10 protein-coding genes are annotated in these 12,968 nt (G+C 64.7%); 8 read left to right on the top strand and 2 right to left on the bottom strand.

The features are described from left to right. Positions 1-31 precede the first annotated feature (31 nt). Together AC1MHZ_RS16155 and rarD are read left to right on the top strand one after the other, a co-directional pair. On the top strand, positions 32-1,006 hold the full coding sequence (locus AC1MHZ_RS16155; protein WP_084856262.1) for a serine/threonine protein kinase: 975 nt from the start codon (positions 32-34) through the stop codon (positions 1,004-1,006). A gap of 63 nt (positions 1,007-1,069) precedes the next feature. Continuing rightward, positions 1,070-1,957: an EamA family transporter RarD gene (rarD, locus tag AC1MHZ_RS16150; protein ID WP_084856263.1), complete on the top strand. Its 888-nt coding sequence runs from the start codon at positions 1,070-1,072 to the stop codon at positions 1,955-1,957. A gap of 248 nt (positions 1,958-2,205) precedes the next feature. Here the strand turns inward: rarD and AC1MHZ_RS16145 are convergent, their stop codons facing one another. Beyond that, positions 2,206-2,724, bottom strand: a complete 519-nt coding sequence (locus AC1MHZ_RS16145) for a glycine cleavage system transcriptional repressor (RefSeq protein WP_084856265.1) — start codon at positions 2,722-2,724, stop codon at positions 2,206-2,208. A 463-nt stretch (positions 2,725-3,187) separates the two neighbouring features. On the opposite strand from AC1MHZ_RS16145, the gene AC1MHZ_RS16140 reads away from it, so the two are divergent. Then, the gene (locus AC1MHZ_RS16140; protein ID WP_482966610.1) at positions 3,188-5,365 is read left to right on the top strand and encodes a malate synthase G; all 2,178 of its coding nucleotides are present in this window, start codon (positions 3,188-3,190) and stop codon (positions 5,363-5,365) included. Between the two features lie 157 nt (positions 5,366-5,522). Here AC1MHZ_RS16140 and AC1MHZ_RS16135 read toward each other — a convergent pair whose 3' ends face one another. Next, on the bottom strand, positions 5,523-5,975 hold the full coding sequence (locus AC1MHZ_RS16135) for a response regulator (protein WP_324812455.1): 453 nt from the start codon (positions 5,973-5,975) through the stop codon (positions 5,523-5,525). Positions 5,976-6,185: 210 nt separating this feature from the next. Between AC1MHZ_RS16135 and AC1MHZ_RS16130 the strand changes: the two genes are divergently transcribed. From AC1MHZ_RS16130 to AC1MHZ_RS16110, 5 genes are all read left to right on the top strand, one after another. Continuing rightward, a complete protein-coding gene (locus AC1MHZ_RS16130) occupies positions 6,186-8,123 on the top strand; it encodes a putative nucleotidyltransferase substrate binding domain-containing protein (protein WP_482966609.1) in 1,938 nt (645 codons plus the stop codon). Continuing rightward, on the top strand, positions 8,120-8,830 hold the full coding sequence (locus AC1MHZ_RS16125) for a 3'-5' exonuclease (RefSeq protein WP_084856274.1): 711 nt from the start codon (positions 8,120-8,122) through the stop codon (positions 8,828-8,830). The genes AC1MHZ_RS16130 and AC1MHZ_RS16125 overlap by 4 nt, the downstream gene beginning before the upstream one ends. A gap of 118 nt (positions 8,831-8,948) precedes the next feature. Further along, the gene (locus AC1MHZ_RS16120; protein WP_084856276.1) at positions 8,949-9,467 is read left to right on the top strand and encodes an RNA polymerase sigma factor; all 519 of its coding nucleotides are present in this window, start codon (positions 8,949-8,951) and stop codon (positions 9,465-9,467) included. Beyond that, positions 9,464-10,420: a FecR domain-containing protein gene (locus tag AC1MHZ_RS16115; protein WP_482966608.1), complete on the top strand. Its 957-nt coding sequence runs from the start codon at positions 9,464-9,466 to the stop codon at positions 10,418-10,420. Before AC1MHZ_RS16120 ends, AC1MHZ_RS16115 begins: the two co-directional genes overlap by 4 nt. Before the next feature lie 103 nt (positions 10,421-10,523). Next, positions 10,524-12,953 (top strand): TonB-dependent siderophore receptor, encoded by a 2,430-nt coding sequence (locus tag AC1MHZ_RS16110; protein ID WP_482966607.1) that lies wholly within the window; start codon positions 10,524-10,526, stop codon positions 12,951-12,953. The last annotated feature ends 15 nt before the right edge of the window (positions 12,954-12,968 follow it).

Here is a 12,968-nt window from a genome sequence, read left to right as displayed (position 1 = left end):
CGTCCATCGCACCCTCGTGCCTGGAGCTTCCATGTCCCACCCCTTCGATACCCTCACCCCCGACCTGGTCCTGGATGCCGTGGAAAGCCTGGGCTTTCTCAGCGACGCCCGGGTGCTGGCGCTCAACAGCTACGAGAACCGCGTCTACCAGGTGGGCATCGAAGGGGCGCAACCGCTGATCGCCAAATTCTACCGCCCCGGCCGCTGGAGCGACGATGCCATCCTCGAGGAACACCGCTTCAGCGCCGAACTTGCCGAGTGCGAGGTACCGGTCGTCGCCCCGCTGCAGCACGACGGCCGCAGCCTGTTCGAACACCAGGGCTTTCGCTTCACCCTGTTCCCACGGCGGGGCGGCCACGCGCCGGAACCCGGCAACCTGGACCAGCTCTACCGCCTTGGCCAACTGCTCGGCCGCCTGCACGCGGTCGGCGCGGCGCGGCCGTTCGAGCACCGTGAAGCACTGGCAGTGGATAACTTCGGCCACGCCTCGCTGGAAACCCTGCTCGCCGGCGATTTCGTTCCCCGCGAGCTGCTGCCGGCCTTCGAGTCCGTCGCCCGCGACGTGCTCCAGCGGGTCGAAGCCATCTATGCACGCACCCCGCACCAGGTGATCCGCCTGCACGGCGATTGCCACCCCGGCAACCTGATGTACCGTGACGAGACGTTCCATATCGTCGATCTGGACGACTGCCGCATGGGCCCGGCGGTCCAGGACCTGTGGATGATGCTCGCCGGCAGCCGCGAAGAACGCATGGGCCAATTGGCCGAACTGATCGACGGCTACAACGAGTTCCATGACTTCGACCCACGCCAGCTGGCGCTGATCGAACCCCTGCGCGCCCTGCGCCAGTTGCACTACAGTGCCTGGCTGGCCCGACGCTGGGACGACCCGGCGTTCCCGCCCAGCTTCCCCTGGTTCGGCCAGCCACGTTACTGGGGCGACCAGATCCTCGCCCTGCGCGAACAGATCGCCGCATTGGATGAAGAACCGCTGAAATTGTTTTAGAAGCGCTGGGCGCTCTGTCTACAATAGGCGTGCTGTATTTAGTTACCTAAGCAAGGAATCTGCATGCACGCCGCAAACCCGCGTCGCGGGTATATCCTGGGCCTGAGCGCCTATATCATCTGGGGCCTGTTCCCCTTGTACTTCAAAGCCATCCAGAGCGTTCCGGCGGTCGAGATCATCGTCCACCGCGTACTCTGGTCGGCACTGTTCGGCTCGCTCCTGCTGCTGGTCTGGAAGCACCCGGGCTGGTGGCGCGAACTGCGCGACAACCCGCGCCGCCTGGCCATCCTGGCCCTGAGCGGGGCACTGATCGCTGGCAACTGGCTGACCTATGTCTGGTCGGTGAACAACGGGCGCATGCTCGAGGCGAGCCTGGGCTACTACATCAACCCGCTGGTCAACGTGCTGCTGGGCATGCTGCTGCTCGGCGAGCGCCTGCGTCGCCTGCAGTGGCTGGCGGTGGGGCTGGCGGCGGTGGGTGTGGCCCAGCAGGTCTGGCAGGTCGGTAGCCTGCCCTGGGTTTCGCTGGTGCTGGCGCTGTCGTTCGGCTTCTATGGCCTGATCCGCAAGCAGGCGCCGGTGGCAGCCCTGCCAGGGCTGGTGGTGGAAACCTGGATGCTGGTACCCCTGGCCCTCGGCTGGCTGTTGTTGCATCCAACGGCGACCAGCGCCCAGGCCGAGTTCTACACCAGCAGCGAAGCGCTCTGGCTGATGGCCGCAGGGCCGGTCACCCTGGTGCCGCTGGTGTGCTTCAACGCCGCCGCACGCCACCTGCCCTACACCACGCTGGGCTTCCTGCAGTACCTGGCGCCGACCCTGGTGTTGCTGCAGGCGGTGTTGCTGTTCGGTGAGCAGCTGTCCTCCAGCACCCTGATGGCGTTCATGTTCATCTGGGCGGGCCTGGCCATCTATAGCGTCGATGCCTGGTTGAGTTTGCGCAAGCGAAGCTGATCAAAAAACGATCAAATCTCTGGAGGCCTCGTATTACGGGGCCTGCAGAGACATCTCCAAAGGTTATCCACACCCTCGTCCCCGTGCTTTGTGCACAAGCCCCTGATATCTGGACGTTTTTTGCTCAAAGCTCTGGAGCCTGCGAATTTCTTGGGCTGGGGAGGAGCGCCCCCAGGTTATCCACAGCACCGCCCCCATGATCTTGGGATAACCTCTTTCGCGGGTTTACCCGCGAACATACTCGGCGCTCAGTCTTCGGGCCGCAGCTTGAGCTCCACCATCAGGTCGTCGGCCAGGCTCTCCAGCCTGTGCTGCAGATCATCCAGTGACAGGGTCAGGGGCAGCGCCAGCAACGCATCGGCATGGAACAGCGGCTCGCTACTCATAGGCGCCGGCCTTACCTCGGTGGTGAAGCGCTCCAGGTTCACGCCTTGCTCGGCCAGCAAGCGGGTGATGTCCCGCACGATACCCGGCCGGTCGTTGCCCACCAGCTCCATGGCGATCGGCTTCCAGGTGCAGGACGGCTCGATGCCGCTCTCGGCGATCAGCACGCGGATGTCATGGCTGGACAGCTTGTGCAGGGCCTCGACCAGGTCATCGTAGGATTCGGCCGGCACCGCGACCCGCAGGATCCCGGCGAATTGCCCGGCCATCCGCGACATGCGACTCTCCAGCCAGTTACCGTTATGCTCGGCAATGCATTGAGCGATGCGTTCGACCTGCCCGGCCTTGTCGGGGGCGATCACTGTCAGTACAAGATGGTCCACGGGGCCGCTCCTCAGCTCTGCTAGTCAGGTGGCCGGCGCCGCTGCGCACGGCGAAATACGGGGGCATCGCAACAGTATAGGCAAGGCGCGGCAACCTGCCGCAGGGCGGTCCGCACAACGAATCGTGTACTGTTTCAAGATTTATCTGGAACAATCCACCTGTTTTTTGCGAACATAACGTCTCCCAGCGTGACCCTATGCGATCTGTTGGTCGCACAACGACGCTTTTAGTCTGATTCCACCCCGCCTACTGCTTCATGTAGTATGCCGCGGCGCGGACTACAAAACGTCGTTTGGATGTCTGCCAAGGCGCCTGTGAAAATACGCAACCCGCCCGCCGGCCCGTCTGGCGAGCCGCACCCAGCCGCGCTCACACACGAGGGCAAGTACTGGTGCCGTGTTTAGAGAAGCGCTACAGGCTTAATACAGAAGAGCGAAATAGCTGAGCAGAGTGAGGCAAGCAATGACTGGATACGTTCAAGTCGGTGGCCTTCAGGTCGCCAAGGTCCTGTACGACTTCGTCAACGACGAAGCCATTCCAGGGACCGGCATCGTCGCCGAGCAGTTCTGGGCGGGTGCGGAAAAGATCATCAACGACCTCGCTCCAAAGAACAAAGCCCTGCTCGCCAAGCGCGACGAACTGCAAGCCAAGATCGACGCCTGGCACCAGGCGCGCAAAGGCCAGGCCCATGACGCCGTAGCCTACAAGAGCTTCCTCCAGGAAATCGGCTACCTGCTGCCACAAGCCGACGATTTCCAGGCCACCACCCAGAACGTGGACGAAGAAATCGCCCACATGGCCGGCCCGCAGCTGGTGGTGCCGGTGATGAACGCCCGCTTCGCCCTGAACGCCGCCAACGCCCGCTGGGGCTCGCTGTATGACGCGCTGTACGGCACCGATGCCATCAGCGACGAAGGCGGCGCCGAGAAAGGCCAGGGCTACAACAAGGTCCGTGGCGACAAGGTCATCGCCTTCGGCCGCGCCTTCCTCGACGAAGCCGCGCCCCTGGCTGCCGGCTCCCATGTCGATTCCACCGGCTACCGCATCGAAGGCGGTAAGCTGGTCGTCGCCCTCAAAGGTGGCAGCAACAGCGGCTTGCGCGACGATGCCCAGCTTATCGGCTACCGTGGCGACGCCGCCGCGCCGACCGCAGTCCTGCTCAAGCACAACGGCCTGCACTTCGAGATCCAGGTCGACGCCAACACCCCGGTCGGGAGCACCGACGCCGCCGGCGTGAAGGACATCCTGATGGAATCGGCGCTGACCACCATCATGGACTGCGAAGACTCCGTCGCCGCCGTCGATGCCGACGACAAGGTCGTGGTCTACCGCAACTGGCTGGGCCTGATGAAAGGCGACCTGTCCGAGAACGTGACCAAAGGCGGCAAGACCTTCACCCGCACCATGAACCCTGACCGCGAATACACCGCGGCCGCTGGCGGCACCGTCACCCTGCACGGCCGTTCGCTGCTGTTCGTGCGCAACGTCGGCCACCTGATGACCAACCCGGCGATCCTCGACGGCCAGGGCAACGAGATCCCGGAAGGTATCCAGGACGGCTTGTTCACCAACCTGATCGCCCTGCACAACCTCAAGGGCAACACCACCCGCAAGAACACCCGCACCGGCAGCGTCTACATCGTCAAGCCGAAGATGCACGGCCCTGAGGAAGTGGCATTCGCCGCCGAGATCTTCAGCCGCGTCGAAGACCTGCTGGGCATGGCGCGCAATACCGTCAAGGTCGGCATCATGGACGAGGAGCGCCGTACCACGGTCAACCTCAAATCCTGCATCAAGGCGGCGGCCGAGCGCGTGGTGTTCATCAACACCGGCTTCCTCGACCGTACCGGTGACGAAATCCACACCTCCATGGAAGCCGGCGCCGTGGTGCGCAAGGGCGCCATGAAGAACGAAAAATGGATCGGCGCCTACGAGAACAACAACGTCGATATCGGCCTGGCCACCGGCCTGCAAGGCCGCGCCCAGATCGGCAAGGGCATGTGGGCCATGCCTGACCTGATGGCCGCGATGCTCGAGCAGAAGATCGCCCATCCGCTGGCCGGCGCCAACACCGCCTGGGTACCGTCGCCGACCGCCGCCACCCTGCACGCCCTGCACTACCACAAGGTCAACGTGCAGGAGCGCCAGCGCGAGCTGGCCAAGCGTGCACCGGCCTCGGTGGACGACATCCTGACCATCCCGCTGGCGGCCGACACCAACTGGTCGGCCGACGAGATCCGCAACGAGCTGGACAACAACGCTCAGGGCATCCTCGGCTACGTGGTCCGCTGGATCGACCAGGGCGTGGGTTGTTCCAAGGTGCCAGACATCAACGACGTCGGCCTGATGGAAGACCGCGCCACCCTGCGCATCTCGGCCCAGTTGCTGGCCAACTGGCTGCGCCACGGCATCGTCACCCAAGAGCAGGTGCTTGAAAGCCTCAAGCGCATGGCCGCGGTGGTGGACAAGCAGAACGCCGGCGACGCCCAGTACCGCCCGATGGCCCCGAACTTCGATGACAACATCGCGTTCCAGGCCGCCATCGAACTGGTGATCGAAGGCGCCAAGCAGCCGAACGGCTACACCGAGCCAGTGCTGCACCGCCGTCGTCGCGAGTTCAAGGCACGTAACGGGCTGTGATACCCCAGGGGCGAATGCCTGTCAGTTAAGACCCCATCGCCGGCTTGCCGGCGATGGGCTGCGAAGCAGCCCCAAATGCAGCCGATAAGGCTTAACTGACTGGCGTTACCCGGGGCCGCCTTGCGGCCCTCATCACGGCCTTGTCCCGTGATTGCTTTTACGGGTCGAGCCGCAACTCCTTCCTCACCAGCGCCACCAACTTCCCCAGGTCCACCGGCTTGAGCAGGAAGTCCACCACCCCCAGGTGCATCACATCCACCGCCTCCTTCACGTCGGTGTCGCCCGACACCACGATGATCGACAATTCCGCCCGCTCCGATTCGCGCACCAGCCGGATCAACCCCAGGCCATCCTCTGGCGCCATACGCAAATCGGTGATCATCAGGCCAATATCCCGGTTACCCCTGAGCTGCTCCAACGCTGCCTGTGCGCCGTCGGCAGACAGGCACTCAAAACCCTTCGCCTTCAGATAGAGGCAAAGGGCCTCGCGGGTCGCAGCATCGTCATCCACCACCAGCACCACCTGCGGCGGAGCAGAAGGCGCGCTCACCCTGGCCAAGGCTTCGCGCTCGGCGTCACTCAGGATCTCGTCATGCTCAGCCATGGTCATCTCGTCAAAAAAATCCCGTTGCTGAAAGTTGAGACCGCAAAACACCGCTATGCAAGCTGCCTTTCGTCGTCTATTTGACACCCAAGCGCCTCCGGGCAGCGCGCGCCGCAGCTTATAGACTTACGTCCAATGGGCACCGCAAGGCCACCGGCCGACCATGGAGCCTTAGAACAACAGGGCCTGCAACGGTCCCCCCAAGCGGTCAGTTCCATGAGCAAGAAGGACGCCTACAGCCAGGCCGGCAGAACGGCGGTTCTGCAAAACATTCAAGGCACCCTGCAGTTCCTGCAGCGCTTTCCGCCGTTCAACCAGATGGAGCACAGCCACCTGGCCTACCTGGTGGAGCAGTGCCAGCTGCGTTTCTACGCCAGCGGCGAAAGTATCATCAAGCCGGCCGACGGCCCGGTGGAGCATTTCTATATCGTCAAGCAGGGCCGGGTGGTCGGCGAGCGCCAGCACGTGACCAAACCGGGCGTGGAGACCACGTTCGAGATCGCCAGCGGCGAATGCTTTCCGCTCGCCGCGCTGCTCGGGGAACGGGCCACCCGCACCGAGCACCTGGCAGGCGAAGACACGTTCTGCCTGCAACTGAACAAGGGCGCGTTCATCCGCGTGTTCTCCCTCTCGGAGCCCTTCCGCGACTTCGCCCTGCGCGGTGTCAGCAGCCTGCTCGACCAGGTCAACCAGCAGGTACGCCAGCGTGCAGTGGAAACACTGGGAACGCAGTATTCGCTCAATACCCCGCTGGGTGAACTGGCCATGCGCCACCCGGTGGTCTGCGCGCCACAGATGCCCCTGCGCGAAGCCGTGGGGCTGATGCATGAGCAGCAGGTCGGCAGCATCGTGATCGTCGACCCGCAGCGCTTTCCCATCGGTATCTTCACCCTGCGCGACCTGCGCCACGTCGTGGCCGATGCCAGCGCCGAACTGACCGCGCCGATCGAGCGCTACATGACCGCGCAGCCGTTCTACCTCAGCCCCCAGGCCAGCGCCTTCGACGCGGCCATGGCCATGACCGAGCGGCATATCGCCCATGTCTGCCTGGTGGACAACCAGCGCCTGTGCGGCGTGGTCTCTGAACGTGACCTGTTCTCCCTGCAGCGGGTCGACCTGGTGCACCTAGCCCGCACCATCCGCCACGCCCCGCGCCTGGAGAACCTGGTGTCGCTGCGCGGCGAGATCGGCCAATTGGTCGAGCGCATGCTCGCCCATGGTGCCTCCTCCACCCAGATCACCCAGATCATTACCCTGCTCAACGACCACACCGTGTGCCGGGTGATCGAGCTGGCCCTGGCCGAACGCAGCGACCCGGGCGTGCCGTTCAGTTGGTTGTGCTTCGGCAGCGAAGGCCGGCGCGAGCAGACCCTGCACACCGACCAGGACAACGGGATTCTCTTCGAGGCCACCGATGCTGCCGAGGCCGAAGCGATCCGCGCCCGCCTGCTGCCACTGGCGCAGTACATCAACCAGTGCCTGGCTCAGTGCGGCTTCACCCTCTGCAAGGGCAACGTGATGGCCGGCAACCCAGAACTGTGCCTGTCTCGCAGCGAATGGGCGCGACGCTTCAGCGGCTTCATTCGCGAAGCGAGCCCGGAGAACCTGCTCGGCTCGAGCATCTACTTCGACCTGCGCGTGGTCTGGGGCGATGAGAGCGGTTGCGAACAGCTGCGCCGCACCCTGCTCGAACAAGTGGCCGACAACCGCATCTTCCAGCGCATGATGGCCGACAACGCCTTGCGTCAGCGCCCGCCAGTAGGGCGCCTGCGCGAATTCGTGCTGACCCGCCAGGGCAATGACAAGGCCGCTACCCTCGACCTCAAGGTTCAGGGCCTGACACCCTTCGTCGACGGCGCCCGGCTGTTGGCACTGGCTCATGGCATCAAGGCCTGCAACACCCTCGAGCGCCTGCGCCACCTGGTGGCCCGCGGCATCATCGACCCATTGGACGGCGCCGCGTACGAAGAGGCCTATCATTTCATCCAGCAGACCCGCATGCAGCAGCACCAGCGCCAGAGCCGCGACAACCTGCCCTACTCCAACCGGCTGGATCCAGACAGCCTCAACCACCTGGACCGTCGCATCCTGCGCGAGTCCCTGCGCCAGGCCCAGCGCCTGCAAAGCAGCCTGGCCCTGCGGTACCAGCTATGAACCTGCTCGCCTGGCTGCGCCCGGCCCTGCCGGAGCTCGACAACACCCTGCGCCAGCGCCTCGCGCGCTTGCCCAAGGCGCCGACCTTGGGCGTTTCGTCCCTGCGCGAGCAACGCTGGGTGGTGCTGGATCTGGAGACCAGCGGCCTTAACGTCAACCGCGACCAGGTATTGTCGATCGGTGCGGTGGCCATCGAGGACGGTGCCATCGACCTGGGCCAGCAATTCGAACGCACCTTGCACCGGCCGGCCCAGAAGACCAACGCCAGCGTGCTGATCCACGGCCTGGGCCCAAGCGCCCTGGCCGCCGGCTGCGACCCGGCCCACGCGCTGCTCGATCTGCTGGAGTTCATCGGGGACAGCCCGGTGCTGGCCTTCCATGCGCCGTTCGACCAGCGCATGCTGGCCCGGGCGCTCAAAGATAGCCTCGGCTACCGCCTGCAGCACCCGTTCTTCGACATGGCCGAGCTGGCCCCCATGCTCAACCCCGACACCGTGCTGCGCGAGGCCAGCCTGGACGACTGGATTGCCCGCTTCGGCCTGCAGGTAGAAGAGCGTCACCACGCCAGTGCCGATGCCCAGGTCACCGCCGAACTGGCCCTGATCCTGTTCAGCCAGGCCCGTCGCCAGCAGCTGGACAGCCCCCTGCAGTTGAACCTGCGCCTGCAGCAGTGGCGTCGGCGCAAGGCGCACCAGTACAGCCTGTAGGAGCGGGCTAATCACCAGGCATCTATCCGATAAGCGTCAATTGCACCCTGTGCCCCGGCTCTGTCACAATCGCGAATAATTATCGTTAGTTAACGCATTCATTCCCGGGAGACGCTTCTTGTCGTCTGCGCAGAGCCCACATGCCGAGCTGGTCGGTACCCTGTACCGCGACCACCGCGCCTGGCTGCTGGCCTGGCTGCAACGCAGCACGGCCTGCCGCCAGCGCGCCGAAGACCTGAGCCAGGACACCTTCGTGCGCCTGCTCGGTCGCGAGCAGCTGGTCACTCCCCGCGAACCCCGCGCTTTTCTCGTTGCCGTGGCCAAGGGCCTGCTGTTCGACCACTTCCGCCGCGCCGCCCTTGAGCAGGCCTACCTGGCGGAGCTGGCGCGCCTGCCGGAGGCAGAACACCCCTCCCCTGAGCTGCAGCACCTGATCCTCGAAGACCTCAAGGCCATCGACCGCCTGCTCGGCAAACTGTCGAGCAAGGCTCGCGCGGCCTTCCTGCATAACCGCCTGGACGGCATGGGCCATGCCGAGATCGCCGAACGCCTGGGGGTGTCGGTGTCACGCGTGCGCCAGTACATCGCCCAAGGCATGCGCCAGTGCTATGTGGCCCTTTATGGGGCGCCGCTGTGAACAACGCGCCGGTGTCGGCCAGGGTCCTGGATGCCGCCATCGCCTGGAAGCTGAGCCTGGACGAAGGCCGCTGCACCCCAGACGAACGCAGTGATTTCCTGCGCTGGCATGCCGCCAGTGAGGAACACGCCCGTGCCTGGCACCAGCTGGGCATGCTCGACCAACGCGTGAGCGCTGCCGCCGGCCCCGCCCGCCAGGCACTGCTGCAATCGCGGGCAGACCTGCGCAGGCGCCTGGGCGGGTTCGGCGGCGGCTTGGCCGGGGTGCTGTTGCTGGGTGCGCTGCTGCTCGGCATCGCCTCGCCATCGCTGTCGCCGGGCTATTGGCTGGCTGACCAGCGCACCGGCACCGGAGAGCTGCGTACACTGCGCCTGGAAGACGGCACCCTGCTGAGCCTGAACACCAATACCGCGGTGGATATCGACTATGCAGGCTGGCAACGTTTGATCGTCCTGCACCAGGGCGAGATCTCCGTGGAAACCGGCCATGAAGACACCCGGCCGTTGCTGGTGCGCACCGACGATGGACGCCTGCGTCCCCTGGGTACGCGCTTCCTGGTCAAGCGCGAGAGCCAGGGTACGCGCCTGGAAGTGCTGCAGTCGGCGGTAGCCGCCAGGCCATCCAACAGCAGCGACGAGCAGGTTCTGCGCGAAGGCCAGCAAGTACTGATGACCGTCGATGGTCTTGGCCGGGTCGACCCGGTAGCCATGGGTGCCGATGCGTGGACCCGCGGCATGCTGGTGGTCGACAACGTGCGCCTGGCCGACTTGGTCGCAACGCTGGGCCGTTACCGCAACGACCACCTGGGCGTTGCCGACGAAGTGGCCGACCTGCGCGTGACCGGCAGCTTCCCGCTGACCGACACCGACCTGGCCCTGGCGTCGCTCATGCCAGTGCTGCCGGTGAAGATCGAGCGGCATACGCCCTGGTGGGTAACCATCAGCGCCAAGTAACAGCCCCTAGGGGCCGCCATCATTTTTTTCGAAAGCCTCTGTCACTTTTCCATTCTCGCTCGGCAAGGAAGCAACTAGCACTTATCCGTCGAGGAGCCGCTGCATGCCCCGTGCCGTTGATTCTTTCCTGCGCCCAAGCCTGATGGCCCTGGCCATCGCCCTCGCTGTCCCGCTGGCCAGCCCCGCCCTGCAGGCCGCCGAGCAGTCGACCCTGCGCGCCTATGACCTGCCCAGCGCCCCGTTGGCCAGCACCTTGACCCGGATCGCCAGCCAAGCCGGCATCGCCCTGGCGCTGGACCCGGCCTTGGTGGATGGTCGCAGCTCCGCCCCGGTCAGTGGCCAGTACGACGCCCTCGGCGCCCTGCAAGCCGCCCTGCGCGGCACCGGCCTGCAGTTGCAGCAGAGCAGCGTAGGGAGCTACAGCCTGGTGGCCGCGCCCGACGGCACCCTGGCACTGCCGGAGACGGCGATCAATGCCAGTAGCCACTACGAAACGGCATGGGGGCCGGTGGAAGGCTACACCGCGACCCGCACCGCCTCCGCCACCAAGACCGATACCGCGCTGGTCGAAGTCCCCCGCTCCATTTCCGTCGCCACCCGCCAGCAGATGGACGACCGCAGCGTGAACAGCCTCGATGATGCCGTGCGCTACATGCCGGGAATCGTCTCGGCCAGTTTCGGCAGCGACAAGCGCTATGACTGGATGCGCGTACGCGGTTTCGAGCCGACCCAGTTCCTCGATGGCCTGCCGCTGCCCCGTGGCGTGTACGCCAATCCCAAGGCCGAAACCTGGAACCTTGACCGCCTCGCGCTGCTGCGTGGCCCGGCGTCGTCGATCTACGGCCAGACACCCCCAGGCGGCTTGCTGGACATGGTCAGCCGCCGGCCACAGGCTGAAAGCCACCAGGAGATCCAGCTCCAGTACGGCAGCGACAACCACCGCCAGATCAACTTCGCCAGTACCGGCAAGCTCGACGACCAAGGCCAGTTCCTCTACAGCCTCAGTGGCGTGCTTCGCGACGGCGGCACGCAGATCGACCATGTCGACGACAAACGCTACAACCTCGCGCCCAGCCTGACCTGGAACATCGACGAAGACACCTCGCTGACCTTCCTGACCCAGTTCACCCGCGACGATACCGGCGTTACCAGCCAGTTCCGCCCGATCCAGGGCACCAAGATCGACATGCCGTTCGGCAAGGTCTCCCACCACAAGAACCTGGGCGACCCGAACTACGAGTTCTACGACCGCACCTACTACGCGCTGGGCTACGCCTTCGAGCATCGCATCAATGACGTCTGGCAGTTCCGCCAGAACCTGCGCTATACCAAGTCGGACCTGGCGTTCCAGACGATCACGGTCAACGCCTACAACACCTCCGCCCCACCGGTGGACGACCTGGGCAATGTCAAACGGATGTCCACCAATGTCGATGAAGACATCAGCCAGTTCGCCGTCGACAACAACTTCCAGGCCGACTTCAGCACAGGTGATATCAGCCATACCCTGCTGATCGGCCTGGACCACCAGCGCACCAATACCAACTACCTGGCGATCTATGGCTCTGTCCCGGACAGCAACGTCAACGACCCGGTATATGGCCTGCCGATCACCCGCCCACCTCGGTCCTCGGCCTTCTACGACTACAACCAGAAGACCCGTCAGACTGGCGTCTACGTCCAGGACCAGATGGCCCTCGGCAATTGGCGCCTGACCCTGGGCGGGCGTGAGGACTGGGTGCATACCGGCACCACCTTCTTCAACAAGGGCGATGCCACCAACACCGAGCGCGACAGCAACTTCAGCGGCAACGCGGCCATCAGTTACGTGTTCGACTCGGGCTTCGTGCCCTACCTGTCCTATGCCGAGTCGTTCCAACCGACCAGCAATGCCTCTGCCGACCCGGTGAATTCGTTCAAGCCCACCGAAGGCCAGCAGTGGGAACTGGGCATCAAATACCAGCCGCCAGGCTCCAACACCTTGCTGTCTGCGGCCGTCTACGACCTGACTCAGAAAAACGTCTCGGTCACCAACAACGTGGGCGGCGTGACCGTCACCAGCCAGAGCGGCGAAGTGAAGGTCCGCGGCCTTGAGCTCGAAGCCGTCTCCGACGTGACCGAGAACCTGAAGGTGGTCGCGGCCTATACCCTGGCCAAGTCCGAAGTGCAGGATGGCCTGTACAAGGGCAACCGCCTGCAGTTGATGCCCAACCAGCAAGCCTCGTTGTGGGCCGACTACACCTGGCACACCGGTGTACTGGACGGCTTCGGGATCGGTCTCGGCGCGCGCTATACCGGCAACACCTATGGCGATCAGGGCAATACCTGGCTGGGCAAGGCCGATGCGTACACGGTGTTCGATGCCGCCGTGCACTACGACCTCGGGCGCCTGGACAACAGCCTCAAGGGGGCCTCGGTGGCGCTCAATGCCACCAACCTGCTGGACAAGGACTATATCTCCACCTGTGACGCGTACTACTGCTATTACGGGGACCAGCGCAGCGTCGTGGCCAGCGCCACCTACAAGTTCTGAGTAACGGGGGGCCGC

The organism is Pseudomonas sp. FA-1 (genome assembly GCF_056856075.1).
This window is presented reverse-complemented; position numbering and strand designations above follow the sequence as displayed.

Coding starts and splice junctions, on each gene's coding strand:
- AC1MHZ_RS16155 (WP_084856262.1), top strand. CDS start 32: ATGTCCCACCCCTTCGATACCCTCACCCCCGACCTGGTCCTGGATGCC.
- rarD (WP_084856263.1), top strand. CDS start 1,070: ATGCACGCCGCAAACCCGCGTCGCGGGTATATCCTGGGCCTGAGCGCC.
- AC1MHZ_RS16140 (WP_482966610.1), top strand. CDS start 3,188: ATGACTGGATACGTTCAAGTCGGTGGCCTTCAGGTCGCCAAGGTCCTG.
- AC1MHZ_RS16135 (WP_324812455.1), bottom strand. CDS start 5,975: ATGACCATGGCTGAGCATGACGAGATCCTGAGTGACGCCGAGCGCGAA.
- AC1MHZ_RS16130 (WP_482966609.1), top strand. CDS start 6,186: ATGAGCAAGAAGGACGCCTACAGCCAGGCCGGCAGAACGGCGGTTCTG.
- AC1MHZ_RS16125 (WP_084856274.1), top strand. CDS start 8,120: ATGAACCTGCTCGCCTGGCTGCGCCCGGCCCTGCCGGAGCTCGACAAC.
- AC1MHZ_RS16110 (WP_482966607.1), top strand. CDS start 10,524: ATGCCCCGTGCCGTTGATTCTTTCCTGCGCCCAAGCCTGATGGCCCTG.